Raw genomic sequence first — 19,429 nt, 5'->3', positions numbered from 1 at the left:
CATGTCATTGCGTGCTGATACGGGAGAGTAACCAAAATCCGGGCGGCTGTAATAAAAAAATCCCGGCCTTGCGACCGGGATTCGTTTTATCGCTACGCGATTGCCTTACGGCAGAATTGACGGCTGATCCGCCCCTTCTTTCTCGACTTTCTGCTGCAGCATGTGCTCGCGCTTCATGCCCAGCTTCAGCGCCAGCGCGGACGCGACGTAGATAGAAGAAGCCGTACCGATGGAGACACCGATCAGCATGGTCAGCGAGAAGCCTTCCAGAATCGGACCGCCGAAGAGGTACAGCATCAGGATAACCATCAAGGTTGTCCCGGAGGTGATCAAGGTACGGTGCAGCGTTTGCGTCAACGACACGTTAAAGATTTCGTACGGCGTACCGCGGCGAATCTTGCGGAAGTTTTCACGAATACGGTCGGATACCACGATACTGTCGTTCAGCGAGTAGCCGATAACCGACATCAACGAGGCCACAATGGTCAGGTCGATCTCGATATGCAGTAGCGACAGCACGCCCATGGTGATCACCACGTCGTGCGCCAGCGCGATAACCACCCCTGCCGCCAGACGCCACTCAAAGCGGAAGCCGACGTAGATCAGGATACACACCAGCGCGGCTATCAGCGCCAGCGCGCCGGTCTGCGCAAGGTCCGCGCCAACGCTCGGCCCCACAAACTCAATACGTTTGACCGTCGCGTTCTGGCTGGTCGAGTCGTTAATCACGCTAACGACCTTGCTGCCCAGCTCCTGGCTGCCGTTGGCGTCATGCACCGGCGGCATACGCACCATGATGTCGCGGCTGCTGCCGAAGTTTTGCAGCTGCGGCTCTTCAAAGCCCGCCTTCTGCAGCGACTGACGCACCTGGTCCATATCGACAGGTTTTTCGAGGGTGATCTCAATCACCGTACCGCCGGTGAAATCCAGACCCCAGTTAAACCCGCGCACGCCAATAATAGCGATGGACAAAATCAGCAGAAAACCTGAAATGCCGAAAGCCCAGTAGTCCCAGCGCATAAAGTCCCAGACTTTACGGCCGTGGTTCAATTGTTCAACAGTATATTCCTGTGCCACAACGCACTCCTCAGATAGACAGCTTTTTAACGCGCTTGCCGCCGTACAGCAGGTTCACGATGGCACGGGTGCCGACGATAGCGGTAAACATTGAGGTCGCAATACCGATACCGGTGGTAATCGCAAACCCTTTAATGGCACCGGTACCGACCGCGTACAGGATAATGACTTTGATAAGCGTCGTAATGTTGGCATCAAAGATGGAGCTGAACGCGCCGCGATAACCTTCGTCAATCGCCTGCTGCACGGAGCGCCCGTTGCTCAGCTCTTCTTTAATACGTTCGTTAATCAGAACGTTCGCATCGACCGCCACCGCAAGGGTTAACACGATCCCCGCAATCCCCGGCATGGTCAGCGTCGCCCCCGGAATCAGGGACATAATGCCGACAATCAGCACCAGGTTAGCCACCAGCGCAGAGGTCGCAATCAGGCCGAACTTCTTGTAGAAGAAGATCATAAACAGGATAGAGACCACCAGACCGGCCAGACACGCTTCCAGGCCCTGCTTGATGTTCTGCATACCGAGGGTTGGACCGATGGTCCGTTCTTCAACAATCTGAATCGGCGCAATCAGCGCGCCTGCACGCAGCAGCAGGGAGAGCTGGCGCGCTTCGGTCGGGTTGCTGATGCCGGTAATACGGAAGCTGTTACCCAGACGAGACTGGATGTTGGCGATGTTAATCACCTCTTCCTCTTTCGCCAGAATCGCGCGCCCGCTGGCATCTTTCTTCCCGCTGTCTTTGTACTCCACAAACAGGGTCGCCATCGGTTTACCGATATTGTCCTTGGTGAAGTTAGACATGATGTTGCCGCCAGCGCTATCCAGGGAGATGTTAACCTGCGCCTGGTTGTACTCATCCATGCTCGACGTCGAGTCGGTGATGTGGTCACCGGTGAGGATGACGCGCTTGTACAGCACAACCGGCTGGCCTTCGCGGGTATATTTAACTTCCGAGTCGCCCGGAACGCGACCGGCGGCCGCCGCGGCGCTATCAACGTTAGTGTTAACCAGACGGAATTCCAGGGTCGCGGTCGCGCCGAGGATCTCTTTCGCACGCGCGGTGTCCTGGATACCCGGCAGTTCAACCACAATACGGTCGGCGCCCTGACGCTGAACCAGAGGTTCGGCAACGCCCAGCTGGTTTACACGGTTACGCAGGATATTGATGTTCTGCTGAACGGCATATTCGCGGGCTTCTTTCAGACGGTCGTCGGTCATCACGGCTTTCAGGCCAGTGCTGCCCTGAGTGGAGATAACCAGATCGCGGTGACGAGGGCTAAGGTATGAGATAGCCTGGTCGCGCGCGGCGCTGTCGCGGAAAGCGATGCTCAGGCCGTAGTTGTCTTCTTTACGCACGGTCGCGTAAGGAATGCCTTTATCACGCAGCTCGCTGCGCAGGCTGTCGATATTTTGTTCCTGCAGTTTGCCCAGCGCGGTGTCCATGTCGACTTCCATCAGGAAGTGCACGCCGCCGCGCAGATCAAGACCCAGCTTCATCGGCTCGGCATACAGGGCCGCCAGCCAGCGCGGGGTTGCCGGAGCAAGGTTAAGCGCCACGACGTATTTGTCACCCAGCACGCCCATCAGCGCTTCGCGCGCGCGCAGCTGGATATCAGTGGTGTCGAAGCGCGCAAGAATTGCGCCCTCTTCCAGTGCCACAGACTTCGCGGTAATTTTTTCTTCTTGTAGTGTTTTCTGGACCTGGATCAGCGTTTGCTCACTGGCGGCGACGCCGCGCGCGCCAGTGATTTGAACGGCCGGATCCTCACCATACAGGTTGGGAAGCGCATACACTAAGCCGACGACAATGACGACGACCAGCATGACGTACTTCCACAAAGGATAACGGTTTAACACGGCAGTTCCCTTAGGGAAAATGGGTAATTACAGCGCCTTCATGGTGCCTTTCGGCAGAACGGCAGCTACGAAGTCACGTTTGATAACCACTTCAGTGGTATCGTTCAGCGCGATAGCGATGTAGCCGCTTTCCGCGACTTTAGTGACGCGCCCAACCAGGCCACCGTTGGTCAGTACTTCATCGCCTTTGGCAATGGAGTTCATCAGGTTTTTATGTTCCTTGGTGCGTTTCTGCTGTGGGCGCAGGATCATGAAGTAAAAAATCAGACCAAACACCACCAGCATCAGGATCAGAGACATCGGGCTGCCCTGCGCCGCGCCACCGGTTGCTGCTACCGCATCAGAAATAAAAAAGCTCATTGAAATTCCCTCATTATTAAAATTAGTCAACGTTCAAAGGTGGAACGGTTCGACCCTGACGTTGGTAAAAATCGGTCACGAAGCTCTCTAATTTACCCTCTTCAATAGCCTTGCGTAAACCAGCCATTAAGCGCTGATAGTATCGCAGGTTATGAATGGTATTGAGTCGCGCGCCCAATATTTCGTTGCAACGGTCAAGATGATGCAAGTAAGCGCGTGAATAGTTGCGACAGGTGTAGCAATCACATTCTGCATCCAGCGGCGAAGTATCGCTCTTGTGCTTCGCGTTACGGATTTTCACCACGCCGTCGGTGACGAACAGGTGGCCGTTGCGCGCATTGCGCGTCGGCATGACGCAGTCGAACATATCGATCCCGCGACGCACCCCTTCAACCAGATCTTCCGGCTTACCGACGCCCATCAGGTATCGCGGCTTGTCGGCCGGGATCTGCGGGCAGACGTGCTCCAGAATACGGTGCATATCTTCCTTCGGCTCGCCGACAGCCAAACCGCCGACAGCGTAGCCATCAAAGCCAATCTCTACCAGACCTTTAACAGAGATATCACGTAAATCTTCGTAAACGCTGCCCTGAATGATGCCAAACAGCGCGTTTTTGTTGCCCAGACCGTCAAACCGATCGCGGCTGCGCTTCGCCCAGCGCAGGGACATTTCCATTGAGCGCTTAGCGTAATCCCAGTCCGCCGGATACGGCGTACATTCGTCGAAGATCATCACGATATCGGAACCGAGATCGTACTGAATCTCCATGGATTTTTCAGGATCGAGGAAAATCGGATCGCCGTTGATCGGGTTGCGGAAGTGCACGCCCTGCTCGGTGATTTTGCGAATATCGCCGAGGCTGAAGACCTGGAAGCCGCCGGAGTCGGTGAGGATCGGTCCTTTCCACTGCATAAAGTCGTGCAGATCGCCGTGCAGCTTCATGATCTCCTGACCAGGACGCAGCCACAGATGGAAGGTGTTGCCGAGGATGATTTGCGCGCCGGTCGCTTCAACTTCTTCCGGCGTCATCCCTTTTACGGTGCCATAGGTGCCAACCGGCATAAAGGCTGGCGTTTCAACGACGCCGCGCTCAAACACAAGACGGCCGCGGCGCGCGCGACCATCGGTGGTATCTAACTCAAATTTCATTATCACTCCCGCGTCAGAAAAACAGTCTGACGTTTAACGACTCGCTACGGAATGATTCCATAGCTAATAAATTCCTGAAGGCGTCAAAATAACCAGCGCGACAGCCTTCTTATGGGCGCTCAAAAATAGCCTGCGGATTGTACGTGATAAACATCGCGTCCCCGTAGCTAAAAAAGCGATATTTTTGTTCTACCGCAGCCTTATAGGCGTTCATGGTGTGCTGATAGCCGGCAAATGCGGAAACCAGCATAATCAGCGTGGATTCAGGCAGATGGAAGTTGGTCACCAGCGCATCAATGACTTTGTACTGATAGCCCGGGTAGATGAAAATCTGCGTATCGCCGAAGAAAGGCTCAATCAGGTCGTTTTTCGCCGCCTGCGCCGCGCTTTCCAGCGAACGCACCGAGGTCGTGCCCACCGCAATCACCCGGCTGCCGCGCGCTTTTGCCGCCAGCACCGCATCGACCACCTCCTGCGGCACTTCCGCATATTCAGAGTGCATAATGTGCTCTTCAATGCTGTCTACGCGTACCGGCTGGAAGGTTCCTGCCCCCACGTGCAGCGTGACGAACGCCATCTCAACGCCCTTTTCGCGAAGCTTCGCCAGCATCGGCTCATCAAAGTGCAGGCCGGCGGTTGGCGCCGCAACGGCGCCCGGTTTTTCGCTGTATACGGTCTGATACAGCTCGCGGTCGGCGTCTTCGTCAGGACGATCGATGTACGGCGGCAGCGGCATATGGCCGATAGCGTTGAGAATGTCCAGCACGCTGCGCGCGTCGTCGAACTCAACTTCAAACAGCGCGTCGTGGCGCGCAACCATGGTCGCTTTAATGCTTTCATCGTCGCCGAGCAGCAGCGCCGCGCCCGGTTTCGGCGCTTTAGACGCGCGAATATGTGCCAGAATACGTTTATCATCGAGCATGCGCTCGACCAGTACCTCAATCTTGCCGCCGCTGGCTTTACGGCCAAACAGGCGGGCCGGGATCACGCGGGTATTATTAAAAACCAGCAGATCGCCAGGGTTGAGCTTGTCGAGTAAATCGGTGAAAGTACCGTGCGTCAGCGCGCCCGTCGGCCCGTCTAATGACAGCAAGCGGCAGCTGCTGCGCTCGGGCATGGGATAGTGGGCAATCAGGGATTCGGGTAATTCAAAGGAGAAATCGGCGACGCGCATGGCATATACTCATGACTTAAAAACAGGCGGCTTAGTCTAGTGCTCACACCTCTTCGCTGCAACAACTAGCCGTATCCGGATAACGAATCGCATGAATTTTCTCGCACACCTGCACCTCGCCCATCTCGCTGACAGCTCCCTTTCCGGTAATTTACTGGCCGATTTCGTTCGCGGCGACCCCGCCGGCGAGTGGCCCGCTGACGTCGTGGAGGGCATTTTTATGCACCGCCGGATCGATGTACTGACGGATAACCTGCCCGAAGTCACCGAAGCCAAAGGGTGGTTTCGTCCCGAAACGCGCCGGGTCGCGCCAATTACGCTGGATGTGATGTGGGACCATTTCTTATCACGCCACTGGACGCAGCTGTCGCCCGAGCTGCCGCTGCCGGAGTTTGTCCGCTACGCCCACGCCCAGGTCTCGTTTATTTTGCCCGATTCCCCGCCGCGTTTTGTCAATCTCAACGAATACCTGTGGTCAGAGCGCTGGCTTGAACGCTATCGGGATATGGCGTTTATTCAGCGGGTTCTGAACGGTATGGCCAGCCGCCGTCCGCGGCTGGACGCCCTGCGCGACTCCTGGCAGGATCTGGATACCCATTACGATCGTCTTGAGCAGCAGTTCTGGCGCTTCTACCCGCAGATGATGGCGCAGGCGAAAAAAGGTGAACTGTAAAAGATTGCGCTTTTTTGGCAAAAGACTATTCTGAATAGCCGTTTCAAATAACGATTGATAGGCAAAACCTATCTCATCGATTGTCAGCGTCACGTTGAGTTCGCCGGCGCCTCTCCCTATACTTGCCCGCGTTGCGTTCCAATTAACCTTAGTATTAACAGGAGAATCATATGGTTCTGGTTACTCGTCAGGCTCCGGACTTCACCGCGGCAGCGGTTTTAGGTAACGGCGAAATCGTTGAGAAATTCAACTTCAAACAGCACACCAGCGGTAAAGCCACCGTTCTGTTCTTCTGGCCAATGGACTTCACCTTCGTTTGCCCGTCTGAACTGATCGCGTTCGATAAGCGCTACGAAGAATTCCAGAAACGCGGCGTAGAAGTGGTTGGCGTTTCTTTTGACTCCGAGTTCGTCCACAACGCGTGGCGTAACACCCCGGTAGACCAGGGCGGCATCGGCCCGGTTAAATACGCCATGGTTGCTGACATCAAACGCGAAATCCAGAAAGCGTACGGTATTGAGCACCCGGACGAAGGCGTTGCCCTGCGTGGTTCCTTCCTGATCGACGCCAACGGCGTTGTTCGTCACCAGGTGGTTAACGACCTGCCGCTGGGCCGTAACATCGACGAAATGCTGCGTATGGTTGACGCGCTGCAGTTCCACGAAGAGCACGGCGAAGTTTGTCCGGCGCAGTGGGAAAAAGGAAAAGAAGGTATGGCCGCTTCTCCGGAAGGCGTCGCTAAATACCTGACCGAGAACGTATCCAGCCTGTAATCGGCGTACGTTCGGCAAAAGGCTCGCAGATGCGAGCCTTTTTTGTTTTATACGGAGCCGCTTTTTTTCACTTCGCGCCAGATTCGCCACGCCATCAGCGCCAGCACCAGGACGCCCACTATTAGCGCTCCCCATACCAGCAGCGTTTTCCAGCCGCTCTGCTGCTCGGTAGCCGATGTCGCCGTCAACCGCGCTTCACCGCCGAGGGTGACGCTCTCCTGCGCAACGGCCAGCGGTAGATCGCTTACAGCCTGCGTTTTGCGCAGCGACGCCGGGATCAGCATGTCCATGGCGACATCTGCCTTTGGCGCCGCCCGGTTGCCCCAGGCCAGCATATAAGGCCCTTTTCCCTGGGTATTAAAAACCAGCTGGTATTTGTCTCGCGCACCGCTTATCGCGGGCAGCGACGTCGGTAATCTGGCGTTAATCGTTGTGATCCGCACCGCTTCAACCGGCTGGCCTGAAAGTTGAATATCCTGCGAACGCTTGCCGTCCAGTCGATACAGCACGGTTTTGGTCAGCGGCTGCCAGGCTTCTTTTTCGCCGCTGCGCCAGGAGAGCGCGACCGGCAGAACCCCTTCGCTGGCCATCGATATCCTGAGCGAAGTCAGCGGCTGAGGCCGGGCCCAGCGCCAAACGGCTTCCTCATCTGAAATCTTGTTCGCCTGCGCATCAAGCTCAATGCGCGTAGACTCGGGCTCTCTGCGTTCGGCCAGGGCCGTCACGCTATTTAACACGACCGCCTTGCTTTGCGAATCGAGGATCACCAGCAGGTAACGATTCCCGTCCGCGGAGAGCGTCAGGTCAGCGCTAATGGTATCCATTTTCAAACGATCGCTATCGCGCGCCAGATCCATAAGGGGCGCATCCTCCTGGACAGGGCGCCAGTACTTCAAATCCCGACTGGAATAGACCGATGCTTTCCCCTGCCAGCTGCCTGCCAACGCCGCCCAGTTCAGCCGCAGCTGAGCCAGCGCAAACGCGTCCGTTTTCTCCGTCGGCAGCGTCAGTAAGTAGCTCTGCCCGAGCGCCTTCGCATCATCGGTTTCCAGATGAATTTCGATCCCCGTTGTTGAACGCAGGACCAGTGATTCTCCGCCGCGTCGCCCCTCTTCGCGCGGCGGAACCGGCGACATCTCCAGAGGGAAAAGCCGCAGCGTCATCGCTTCAGGCGTAACGGGCTGCGCCTTCTGCACCTGCAGCGCGAACGGTACGGTCTCTCCCTGATGGTTAAATACCCGCACATCGCGCAGGTCAGGCCACGCCGTCCCCTGATAGAGCAGCGGGGAAAGCTCGACGCGATACCAGGGCGACGCGCCGGTGGTTTCCAGCATCACCCCCTGCATATAGTCCAGTGGTTTTTCTCGCGCTTCATCGCCGCTGACAGCCGCGCCCGTCACGCCCAGCAGCACGCTGCATAACACCGCTTTCATCCATTTCATTTTTCTTCTCCTGCTTTGGGCGGTAACGGGGAAAAATACCCGACGATCAACACCAAAATAGCCACGCCGATAAACGCGACAGCGCGCGCCAGCCCGCCGCCGCGCGCGCTGTCCACCAGCATGAGTTTCACAATGACAACGCCTAACAACGCCGCGCCGCACAGCCATTCGCGGCGGGAGTGTCGCCGCGTCGCACGCAGCATGACCGCCAGCGCCGCCAGCGTCCAGACCAGAGCGAAAGTGGTCTGAATTAAGCGCGAATGCCACAGCGCCTCTATATTCCAGGCCACCTCGCCGTACCAGGCCAGGGCGCGCAGCAGCAGGCCATTCAGCCACCAGAAGCCGAGCGCCAGCAGCGCGATCGCGGGCCAGGGGCGGCATACCGATAGCTGCAGCGGAAAATAACGCCGCGAAACGCGATAAAATATCGTCAGCCCAAGCAGCGCAAAAGCGGCGCCCTCTTCCAGCGGGTTAATCAACGGCAAATAGGTCTGACCGTAGACCGTACCATCCTGCACGTTCGTCAGCGTTAGCAGGCATCCCAGCGCAACCGCCACCGGTATCATGGCCTGAGAGGCATACAGCCCAGGCCATACCCGGAATGGCCATATTTGCCGATGAACGGCTTCAGAGACAAGGAAGATCAGCCCCCCGCCTGCCGCCATCATTAATCCACTCGCCCAGGCCGACATGCCCCACGGCAAATCCCGGGTAAACCAAAACAGCTCCATCGCCAGCGCCAGCAACACCATCCAGAACAGCGACAGGTGGGCGAGCCTGTTTATGCGCGGCGGGAGCGAAGGCCCATCACGCCAGAGCAGCGCCGCCGCCGCGGGCAGCGCCGCGCACCAGGCCAGATTTTGCCAGCCAGCAGCGAAAATCTGCTGTTGGGATAGCTGATAAAACAGCACTATCAGCATCATTGGCCACAACAACCATTTGCTGGCATCCAGCTCTTGCCAGACTAAACGCGCAGCGACCGCGCGCCAGCACCATACCGACGCGGCCAGCGTCGCCAGCACGCCAAATATAATCTGCGAGTCTTTACTCAACGCCAGCTGCGATGCGCCGACAAGCGCCACCACCCAGAACAACAGCCCGCCCAAAAGCAGTCCCCCACTGGCGTGCACCTCAATGCTTCGCCACAGCCAGGCGGCGACCAGCCAGCTAAGGCTGAGTACAGCGAAAATCAGCAGCAAAGAAAGCGGCGTGGCGTTATTTGCCTGCGCCCAGAGCGCGCTGCCAACCGCCAAAAAGAGTAGCGCAGTCCCACTATAGCTCATACGCCGCTGCTGCTGTTGCACGCCCAGCCAGAGGATCCCGAGCCCCTCCAGCGACCAGGCCATCGCGGTCCAGCGAGCCGAAAGCGCAAGGGGAATAGCAAGGGTGGTAAATGCGCCGCCGAGCGCCAGCGCGGCCAGTACCAGCGGCTTCCCTAAAGAGGGGTAGCGACGCAGTGCCAGCCAGGCTAAAGCCAGATAGAAGCCACCGTAGCCCAGCGCGCTGAGCGCCGGACCATATTCCATATGCCGGGTGATAGCGTACTGCATACCAAAGCCGACCAGCGGCGGTGCAAACAGCAGAACGCCGTCAATAATCTGCTTACCCTTTTCCTGCGCCCGCAGCGACAGCGCCACGCTCAACACGCCAAAAATAATCGTATTGGCGATTAAGAACAGCTGGCAGCTCAGGTAATACTCTGGCCGATAATCATTCAGCCCCCACAGGCCACCGACGCCAAAGGTAAACAGCAGGCCAAGCAGATTAAGCTCCCGCCAGTGCTGGCGGATGCTGATGGTAAGAATGCCCACCGACAGCAGAAGATAGAATGAGAACAACGCCACATGACTGCCGCCGCCGGTAGAGAGCAGCAGCGGCGCAAGATAACCGCCAAGACTCGCCAGCATGGCCAGGCTGAGCGCTTTTTGCACAATCGCCAGCCCTACGCTCGCCGCGCAAATCACCACCAGCAGCGCAAACGCCAGGGTCATCGGCAGCATCTGCCACAGGCGAAAGGCGCCAAAAACGGTGAGATAGAGCGCCCCCGTTGCCCCACCCTGTAAGATCAGGGCGTACATCGGTTGCTTATGCCGCAATCGCCATCCGACAGCCAGCAGGACAATGGCGAACAACGATGCCGCGACCAGACGTAACTCGAGGGGGAAAAGAGCGTGTTCCACGGTATAGCGCAGCAGAAAGGAGAGGCCAAGAAACAGCAGCAGGATCCCGAGCTTCGCCAGCGGGTTACCCTGCATAAACCAACGAACCAATGACGATACCATCCCGCCAAACGCGGAAGGTTGTTCGGTTTCAGGAGCCGATTTCGCCATCTGCTCCGGCTTCGGCGTTGGCTTCGGCTGCGAAAGCCATGGGTCAACGGCTTCCGCCACGGGCGCCGGTGATGGCTCGTGTTCTACCAGCGCTGTTGCGTCAACAGAGGCAACGACTTCCGGAGCAGTCGGCACGACGCCACTTGCCTCCGCCACCGGTGCCTGCGCAACGCCGCGCAGCTCAAGCTCCTCAACCCGACGCTGCAAAGCCGCCAGTTCCACACGGACCGCCGCGCTGCGCCTGAGCGCGGCAATCGCCACGAGCGGCCCAACCACCAGCCCACAGAATAAAATCACAGCGCCAAAGATCAGTAGATCATCCATGTTCTCACCTTCACTGTTTGAAGAGGGAGCAGAATGACACACATTGTCTTATCAGCGCTATCCGAGAAAATGAAAAAGGCCAATGAGGGCGTGGATGCTCTCATTGGCCTACCGGTACTAATAAGCGTCCGTCGCGCTAAAAAGCAAAGCAGGAGCAGCCGAGTACGCCCCAGAACGCCTGCTCATCGGCAACCGGAATCGCCGATTTGCGCGCAATATCATGCTGATGCCCATGTACGCCGCAGCTGCCGCAGCACTGGTGCATCTGAACTATCGCGCCGATATTCGCGGCCGTCGGCGGCGCGGAACGGTAATGGCCCGGAACTTTCACCACCGGCGACCACTCGGGCAGCACCGGAATGGGCGGCGGCGCCAGCGGCGAAAAGTGTCCCGCCGCGTACACCACCTTGCCGTCCACCACCGTCAGCACCGACTCGATCCCCTTGATTTCCTCTTCCGCGACGCTGAAGTAGTCTTTCGACAGCACCACCAGGTCGGCAAGCTGGCCTTGCTCAATGCGCCCTTTCTTGCCCTGCTCGCTGGAAAACCACGCGCTTCCCGCCGTCCACAGCTCCAGCGCCACGTCGCGCGGCAGGCGGTTGCTGTCGTCGTACATCGCCATCCCGCCGACGGTACGCCCTGATACCAGCCAGTAAAGCGCGGTCCACGGATTGTAGCTCGCCACGCGGGTGGCATCCGTCCCCAGACCCACCGGAACCTCCAGTTCGAGCATTTTCGCGACCGGCGGCGTATGTTTGACCACGTCTTTACCGTAGCGGTCGACAAAATATTCGCCCTGGAAAGCCATACGGTGCTGCACGGCAATGCCGCCGCCCAGCGCTTTAACGCGTTCGATATTGCGCTCGGTGATGGTTTCCGCATGATCGAAGAACCAGTGCAGCCCGTTGAACGGAATATCGCGATTCACCTTCTCGAAGACGTCGAGCATCCGGCTGATGGATTCATCATAGGTGGCGTGCAGGCGGAACGGCCAGCGGTGTTCAACCAGATGGCGCACCACCCGCTCCAGCTCATCTTCCATCCCTTCCGGCAGATCCGGACGCGGCTGGAGGAAGTCTTCGAAATCCGCCGCCGAGAAAACCAGCATCTCCCCGGCGCCGTTGGCGCGGTAAAAATCGGTGCCCTGTCCCGGCTTGAGCATATCGGTCCAGCGCTCAAAATCTTCCAGCTCCTGCTTAGGCCGCTGGGTAAACAGGTTATAGGCGATACGTACGGTCATCTGCTCTTTGGCGTGCAGCTGTTCAATAATTTCATAATCTTCCGGGTAGTTCTGGAAACCGCCCCCGGCATCAATAGCGCTGGTCAGCCCCAGACGATTAAGCTCGCGCATAAACTGCCGCGTTGAGTTGACCTGAAGTTCCAGCGGCAGCTTCGGCCCTTTGGCCAGCGTCGAGTAGAGGATCATCGCATTGGGTTTGGCGATCAGCATCCCGGTCGGGTTGCCGTTACCGTCGCGAACGATCTCGCCGCCCGCCGGATCCGGGGTCTCTTTGGTGTAGCCCACCGCCTTCAGCGCCGCGCGGTTTAGCAATGCGCGATCGTACAGATGCAGGACAAATACCGGCGTATCCGGCGCCGCATCGTTAAGCTCCTCCAGCGTCGGCATCCGCCGTTCGGCGAACTGGAACTCGCTCCAGCCGCCGACCACCCGCACCCACTGCGGCGACGGCGTGCGGTCGGCCTGATCTTTTAGCATCCGCAGCGCGTCCGCCAGCGAGGGAACCCCCTCCCAGCGCAGCTCCAGATTGTAGTTCAGGCCGCCGCGGATCAGGTGCAGGTGGGAGTCGTTCAGGCCGGGGATCGCCGTATGGCCTTTGAGATCGATAATTTGCGTCCCGTCCGCGGCAAAGCTCATGATCCGATCGTGGCTACCGACGGCGAGAATTTTACCGTCAGCGATCGCCACCGCATCGGCCAGGGGATTTTGACGATCGAGAGTATGAACCCGACCGTGGGTCAGGATCAGTGTGGCAGTTTGCGACATAACGCACTCCTTCAGGAGGCTGGCTCAGTTTTTCTTTAACCAGCCAGCAAACAGACGGGTCACGATGGGCATCCAGAACCAGACCACCAGCGCGACCACACAGGCATCATTGATCAGATGCAGCAACAGGCTTCCCTTCAACGAGGGCAACAGTATTCCGGTTATTGATGGCACCAGATTAGTACTGGGGAAAATCACCAGCAGGGTGATTAAAAATTGCTTCCAGCGTCGCGGCTGGCGCACGTTCGCCGCGGGCGGCGTAAACCAGAAGGCCGGTTCAGTCCGGACTTCGGTACGATCGCCTTCGCTCAGCAGCGGCGCAATTTCCGCCACCAGCTGGCGGCGGGTCTCCGACTGGGTCCAGGCGTAAAGATGCTCAATGGTGTCGAAGCGAATAATCACGCTCCATAAATTCTGCCCGGGGGCCGGACGAATGACGTTTGCGCCAAGATGGCCGGGAAACTCTGCCGCAATCGGCATAATTTTGCCCAGCCACGCTTCATACTGCTGGCCATGCTCCGGGTCGAGCACATGGCTGATCACCAGGGTCACCGATTTCTGTTGCGCCATTAAGAGTTCCTTGCTTCAGGGAATGGCGGGTTGTCCGCCGCCATTCGCTATACATGACCATACAAAAAATCATTCATGCTGCGTCGAGGCGGGCAGACGAAGCCAACAAAGAGGCAGCTTGAAGGATGAGGCCAATACACAAAATCATTCATGCTGCGTCGAGGCGGCAAGGTTGTTCGTCCCCGGGAGCTGACATGAGTCAGTGACCGGGGCGGGCAGACGAAGCCAACAAAGAGGCAGCTTGAAGGATGAGGCCAATACACAAAATCATTCACGCTGCGTCGAGGCGGCAAGGTTATTCGTCCCCGGGAGCTGACATGAGTCAGTGACCGGGGCGGACAAACGAAGCCAACAAAGAGGCAGCTTGAAGGATGATGCCAATACACAAAATCATTCACGCTGCGTCGAGGCGGCAAGGTTGTTCGTCCCCGGGAGCTGACATGAGTCAGTGACCGGGGCGGGCAAACGAAGCCAACAAAGAGGCAGCTTGAAGGATGAAGTGTATTTAAGCTTTACGCTCTGGCGCGCCGTGCACCATGGTATAAGCGTAATCCACGCCCATCCCGTAGGCGCCGCTGTGCTCGCGCACCAGGTCCATCACCGCGTCATACGTCTCTTTACGCGACCAGTCGCGCTGGTACTCCAGCAGCACCTGCTGCCAGGTTACCGGCACCGCGCCGGCCTGCACCATACGGTCAATGGAGCGTTCGTGGGCATCAACCGAGGTGCCGCCGGAGGTATCGGTCACCACGTAAACTTCATAGCCCGCATCCAGCGCCATCAGCGCCGGGAAAGTCAGGCAGACTTCTGTCCACAGTGCGGAAATAATCAGTTTCTTGCGTCCGGTCGCCTTTACCGCTTCAACAAAAGCCGCGTCTTCCCAGGAATTCATTGAGGTACGTTCAATAGGTTTCACATCAGGATGTACGGCCAGCAGTTCCGGCCAGATATAGCCGCTGAAGCTTTTGGTTTCTACTGAGGTATAAATCACCGGAACATTAAAAATTTTGCCCGCTTTGGCTAAGGCCACCGTATTATTTTTCAGGGTCTGACGGTCAATATTGGCCACGCCAAAAGACATTTGCGGCTGGTGGTCAATAAAAATAAGCGCTGAGTTTGAGGGATCGATCAGTTCACGAATAGACATAACATATCCTGTTAATCAATGAGTTAAAAAGATACTACCGTTTCCGTTGTGCTGTCTGGATCCTGACTGATAAAGCATGGTGAGTATAGTCAGTAATTTCTAACGAGTTATTAAAGATTTTTTTCTGATTTATTTCCAAAGCGAAAAGTGATGGCTATTCGATTAACCATTACAAGATGGACGAAATTATGTTTTTCAAATTTTTACGGTTAACCGTTCTAAATTATTCACTGGAATTGAACAGGACGCTCCGGTAAAACGGAGGCACTCTTTTTTACCGGAAGCTGACGCATGCGCCTGAACCTTGATGTCCTGTTGATTCTCGACGCGCTGGACAAACATGGCTCTTTTGCCACCGCCGCAGAATCGCTATTTAAAACCCCTGCCGCGCTGAGCTACATGATTCAAAAGCTGGAAAACGATCTGAATATCACTCTGTTGGATCGCTCCGGGCACCGGGCAAAATTTACCGATACGGGCAGAATGATGCTGGAGAAAGGCCGATTGCTGCTGAATGCCGCCAAAGATCTGGAAAAGCAAGCGGTGCAGCTCAGCGCCGGTTGGGAGCGGGATCTGGCTATCGCCCTGGATGACTCTTTCCCGTTTAGCGCGCTGCTGCCGCTGATCGACGCGTTCTACGCCCAGCATCCGCAAACCCGCCTTAACTTTACCCACCATACCCTTGCGGGCTCGTGGGAAGAGCTCACCCACAACGGCGCGGATATTATTCTCGGGGCGATCAATGAACCGCCGACCTCCGCCGAATGGTCGTGGAAAATGCTCGGCGCCATGGACAATATTTTCGTCATCGCGCCGGGGCATCCGCTGGCGGAAACAACCCAACCGCTGACCAACAAGCAGCTCAGCCTGCATCGCGCGGTGGTCATCAGCGACAGCGCCCGCTACTGCCATCCGCTCAACAGCAACCTGCTCGACGAGCAGCCGCAAATCCGCGTCGATGATTTCGCCAGTAAAGTCGAACTCTTGCGCGCCGGGCTGGGCTGCGGCTTTTTACCGCGCCACATTGCCCGGCCGTGGCTGGAAAAAGGCGAGCTGGTCGAAAAGGCCGTCATCTCCTGCCGCGAGAAAGATATCACCTATATGGCCTGGCGCAGCGGCAACGACGGGCTGGCCCAGCGCTGGTGGCGCGAGGCCATTTTGCAAAGTGAAAGCCTGAGCCAGCTTTACGACTAGCGGCTAAACCAGACGCTGGCGGAGATCGCCGGTAGCGTCAGCACGCCGTCGTGTAGCGCCCCGGCGCCCTCTTTCAGCTGCCAGCCGGTGACGTCGAGCAGCGGCGAATCCTCCACCACCACCTCGCAGGCTTCGCCGCGGTTGATCGCCACCAGCACGCGCTGCTGCTTATAGACGCGCACGAACACCACCACGTTATCTTCGGCATAAATCACCTGACAGCCGCCGTAGCGCAGCGCCTGATTGGCCTTACGCAGCTTGCTCATCCGCTTGTACAGTTCGAGCAGAGCGCCATCCTGCAAAGCCGGATCCCACGGGAACGGCTTACGGCAGAACGGATCGTTATTGCCGTCCACGCCCACTTCATCGCCGTAGTAAATGCACGGCACGCCCGGCCAGCTAAATAGCCACACCACCGCCAGCGGCAGGCGGGCAACATCTTTGCCGAGCAGAGACTTAAAGCGCGCGGTATCGTGGCTATCGAGCTGGTTAAACATCCGCAGCTGCTGCTGGTGCGACAGTCCGGCGCGATAGTTATCCATCCACGCCATACAGGTCTGCGCATCGATTTTCTGCGGATCGTAGGAGATATCGGTGTTCGCGAGAAAGCCCCACAGCGGAAAGGTAAAGCCGCGGTAGTTCATCGCCGAGTCTTCAACGTCGGCCTGTAGCCACTGGCGCGCGTCGCCGAAATGCTCACCGAACACGAAAGCGTCCGGCCGCTCCAGCTTCGCCGCCTGGGTAATGCCGGCGATATGGCGCAGGTTATTGCGCGCCCCGCCCTCTTCGCCCAGCATATGCACCACGTCCAGGCGCCAGCCGTCCATGCTCCATGGCGCTTTCAGCCAGTGGCGCACGATACTATCTTCCCCGCCATAGATTTCATCGATCAGCGTCGACGACCGGTAGTCCAGCTTAGGCAAGCTGGCGTATCCCAGCCAGTCGTGGGCAACGCCCTCGGGGGAAAAATTATACCAGTCGCGCCACGGCGAATCGGCGTTATGGCAGGCGCCGCCGCTACCGCGCTGGTGGCGGTCGAACCAGGCATGCGAATCGCCGCTATGGTTGAACACGCCATCGAGGATCAGACGCATTCCCTCTTTTTGCGTATGGTGGCGCAGGCGCAGCAGCGCCGCATCGCCGCCAAACTGCGGATCAACGCGACGATAATCCTCGGTATCATATTTATGCACGCTGGGGGCGACAAATACCGGGTTCAGGTACAGCGCCGTTACGCCAAGCTGCTTCAGGTACGGCAGCCGCTCGCTGATACCATCGAGATCGCCGCCGTAAAAGGTGGAGCCGCCCGCCTCGGCGGTTAGCGGTTCATCCCACGCTTTGCGTACGATGTCGTGACCGGCGGCGTGATGGTAATAAATCGCATCCTGTCCCGCTTCGCGAGACTCGCTGCGGGCAAAACGGTCAGGGAAGATTTGATAAAATACCTGATCGGCTACCCACTGCGGTCCGCTGTCCGGCAGATCGACCGCAAACTGCTCCAGCCTCGCCGGCGGAAAGCGGTTGAACCCCTGCGGCGTGAACCACAGCTGGCGGTCGGCCCACAGCAGCTTGAAGCTGTAGCGCCGACGCGGCTGCCCGTTAACGAGGCTGATTTCCCCGCGCCACGCCACCACGCCCGGATGCGGCTCCTGCCGCAGGCGGTGCATCGGCAGCGACAGCTCTTCGTTATCCTCTTCCGCGCGCAGCGTGACCCGCGGCGGCAGATCGTCCCCGCTTAACCATAGCGTAATAATCAGTCGTTCCTGCTGTTCCTTAATAAACGGAGCAACCGGGAGGTGCCATGCCTTCAACATCATTATTCCTCTCTTTGCAGAATGGGCACACCTTGCCACAGCGTACTGGCGTATGACTCATCATCGGCAGAATTATTGGGGGAGGATGGCGGGGGTGGAGGGATAGCTTGCCGGATAGCCCGTGCGTATCCGGCAAGAAGAGAACGAAAATGACTAGGCTTTCGCCAGTTTTCGCTCGCGGCGGGTTTTAAACTGCCAGCCAATCAGCAGCAGGAGAATCCACGCAAAGCCAACGTACAGCGAGATGCGGGTATCAGGATGGTAGCCGATCAGACCGATAATAAAGACCAGGAACAGCAGGCCAATCACCGTGGTCGCGACCCCGCCAGGCACCCTGAACTTCAGCGCCTTCGCCTCTTCCGGCGGCAGGCGGCGACGGAAGGCGATCTGCGACAGCAGGATCATAATCCACACCCAGACGGTGGCGAAGGTCGCCAGCGAGGCGATCACCAGGAAGACGTTCTCCGGCATAATGTAGTTAAGATAGACCGCGAACAGCAGGGCAATCGTCATCACCGTCACCGTCACCCACGGCACCCCGCGACGGGAGGTTTTCGCGAACATCTTCGGCGCGCTGCCCTGTTCCGCCATGCCGTGCAGCATACGCCCCACGCCAAAGACGTCGGAGTTAATCGCCGACAGCGAAGCGGTCAGCACCACAAAGTTCAGGATGCTGGCGGCAAAAGTGATGCCGAGATGCTGGAAGGTCAGAACGAACGGGCTGCCGTTGGTCCCCACCTGGTTCCACGGATAGATAGACATAATCACAAACAGCGTCCCGACGTAAAACACCAGGATACGCATCGGCACCGAGTTAATGGCGCGCGGAATGGATTTCTCCGGATCTTTCGCTTCGCCGGCGGTGATACCGATGATTTCGATTCCGCCGTAGGCGAACATTACCATCTGCAGCGACATCACCATCCCCAGCCAACCGTTGCTGAAGAAGCCGCCGTTGCTCCAGAGGTTGTGGATACCCGTCGGCTGCCCGCCGTTGCCAATACCCCAGATAATGATGCCGAAACCGGCGAGGATCATGATGATAATCGTGGCGACTTTGAAGAAGGAGAACCAGAACTCCAGCTCGCCGAAGACCTTCACGCTCATCAGGTTGACGGCGCAGATAATCAGCACCACGCTGAGTACCCAGATCCAGTGCGGTACCGCCGGGAACCAGACGCCCATATAGATACCGAAGGCCGTGACGTCGGCGATGGCGACAATCAGAATTTCGAAACAGTAGGTCCAGCCGGTGATATAGCCCGCCAGCGGACCAAGATAATCCTGCGCGTAGCGCGAGAATGAACTGGCGGCCGGGTTATGCACCGACATCTCGCCCAGCGCGCGCATGATAATGTAGGCCGCGGCGCCGCCGATAATATAAGCCAACAGAACGCTCGGACCCGCCATTTTAATCGCATCAGCCGAACCATAGAAAAGGCCGGTACCGATTGCCGACCCCAGCGCCATAAAGCGAATATGCCGGGTACTTAGCCCGCGCTTAAGCTTGTTACTACTTTCCATCGTGTTCCATGCCG

At 57.8% G+C, this 19,429-nt stretch carries 15 protein-coding genes; 3 read left to right on the top strand and 12 right to left on the bottom strand.

Annotation, left to right across the window (positions count from 1 at the left end):
- Positions 1-105: 105 nt before the first annotated feature.
- The 5 genes from secF to queA all read right to left on the bottom strand — a co-directional run bounded on the left by secF (position 106) and on the right by queA (position 5,619).
- Positions 106-1,077, bottom strand: coding sequence for a protein translocase subunit SecF (gene secF / locus BJF97_RS06845; protein ID WP_004848195.1), 972 nt, complete (start codon positions 1,075-1,077; stop codon positions 106-108).
- Positions 1,078-1,087: 10 nt separating this feature from the next.
- Complete coding sequence (gene secD / locus BJF97_RS06840; protein ID WP_071846141.1) at positions 1,088-2,935, bottom strand: protein translocase subunit SecD; 1,848 nt, start codon at positions 2,933-2,935, stop codon at positions 1,088-1,090.
- Between the two features lie 27 nt (positions 2,936-2,962).
- Entirely contained in the window at positions 2,963-3,295 is a 333-nt protein-coding gene (yajC, locus tag BJF97_RS06835; protein ID WP_004099423.1) for a preprotein translocase subunit YajC, read from the bottom strand.
- A 22-nt stretch (positions 3,296-3,317) separates the two neighbouring features.
- A complete protein-coding gene (gene tgt, locus BJF97_RS06830) occupies positions 3,318-4,445 on the bottom strand; it encodes a tRNA guanosine(34) transglycosylase Tgt (RefSeq protein ID WP_004129667.1) in 1,128 nt (375 codons plus the stop codon).
- A 109-nt stretch (positions 4,446-4,554) separates the two neighbouring features.
- The gene (gene queA, locus BJF97_RS06825; protein ID WP_032694142.1) at positions 4,555-5,619 is read right to left on the bottom strand and encodes a tRNA preQ1(34) S-adenosylmethionine ribosyltransferase-isomerase QueA; all 1,065 of its coding nucleotides are present in this window, start codon (positions 5,617-5,619) and stop codon (positions 4,555-4,557) included.
- A gap of 91 nt (positions 5,620-5,710) precedes the next feature.
- On the opposite strand from queA, the gene acpH reads away from it, so the two are divergent.
- Both acpH and BJF97_RS06815 read left to right on the top strand, forming a co-directional pair.
- Positions 5,711-6,292, top strand: a complete 582-nt coding sequence (acpH, locus tag BJF97_RS06820; protein WP_014228156.1) for an ACP phosphodiesterase — start codon at positions 5,711-5,713, stop codon at positions 6,290-6,292.
- Positions 6,293-6,462: 170 nt separating this feature from the next.
- Complete coding sequence (locus BJF97_RS06815) at positions 6,463-7,065, top strand: peroxiredoxin (protein ID WP_004099418.1); 603 nt, start codon at positions 6,463-6,465, stop codon at positions 7,063-7,065.
- Between the two features lie 47 nt (positions 7,066-7,112).
- Here BJF97_RS06815 and BJF97_RS06810 read toward each other — a convergent pair whose 3' ends face one another.
- The 5 genes from BJF97_RS06810 to BJF97_RS06790 all read right to left on the bottom strand — a co-directional run bounded on the left by BJF97_RS06810 (position 7,113) and on the right by BJF97_RS06790 (position 14,883).
- On the bottom strand, positions 7,113-8,507 hold the full coding sequence (locus BJF97_RS06810) for a DUF3999 domain-containing protein (protein ID WP_032694141.1): 1,395 nt from the start codon (positions 8,505-8,507) through the stop codon (positions 7,113-7,115).
- A complete protein-coding gene (locus BJF97_RS06805; RefSeq protein WP_032694140.1) occupies positions 8,504-11,161 on the bottom strand; it encodes a DUF2339 domain-containing protein in 2,658 nt (885 codons plus the stop codon). The genes BJF97_RS06810 and BJF97_RS06805 overlap by 4 nt, the downstream gene beginning before the upstream one ends.
- A 136-nt stretch (positions 11,162-11,297) precedes the next feature.
- A complete protein-coding gene (locus tag BJF97_RS06800) occupies positions 11,298-13,166 on the bottom strand; it encodes an amidohydrolase (protein ID WP_032694139.1) in 1,869 nt (622 codons plus the stop codon).
- Positions 13,167-13,190: 24 nt separating this feature from the next.
- Positions 13,191-13,736 (bottom strand): antibiotic biosynthesis monooxygenase, encoded by a 546-nt coding sequence (locus BJF97_RS06795; RefSeq protein WP_014228152.1) that lies wholly within the window; start codon positions 13,734-13,736, stop codon positions 13,191-13,193.
- A gap of 505 nt (positions 13,737-14,241) precedes the next feature.
- A complete protein-coding gene (locus tag BJF97_RS06790; RefSeq protein WP_004848179.1) occupies positions 14,242-14,883 on the bottom strand; it encodes a hydrolase in 642 nt (213 codons plus the stop codon).
- 291 nt (positions 14,884-15,174) lie between these two features.
- Between BJF97_RS06790 and BJF97_RS06785 the strand changes: the two genes are divergently transcribed.
- Entirely contained in the window at positions 15,175-16,077 is a 903-nt protein-coding gene (locus BJF97_RS06785) for a LysR family transcriptional regulator (protein WP_014228151.1), read from the top strand.
- Here the strand turns inward: BJF97_RS06785 and malZ are convergent.
- A complete protein-coding gene (gene malZ / locus BJF97_RS06780; RefSeq protein ID WP_032694138.1) occupies positions 16,074-17,891 on the bottom strand; it encodes a maltodextrin glucosidase in 1,818 nt (605 codons plus the stop codon). The genes BJF97_RS06785 and malZ overlap by 4 nt on opposite strands.
- 153 nt (positions 17,892-18,044) lie before the next feature.
- Complete coding sequence (proY, locus tag BJF97_RS06775; protein ID WP_014228149.1) at positions 18,045-19,415, bottom strand: proline-specific permease ProY; 1,371 nt, start codon at positions 19,413-19,415, stop codon at positions 18,045-18,047.
- Positions 19,416-19,429: the final 14 nt, after the last annotated feature.

It is taken from the genome of Klebsiella sp. LTGPAF-6F (genome assembly GCF_001753185.1).
GTDB lineage: Bacteria > Pseudomonadota > Gammaproteobacteria > Enterobacterales > Enterobacteriaceae > Klebsiella > Klebsiella michiganensis.
This window is presented reverse-complemented; position numbering and strand designations above follow the sequence as displayed.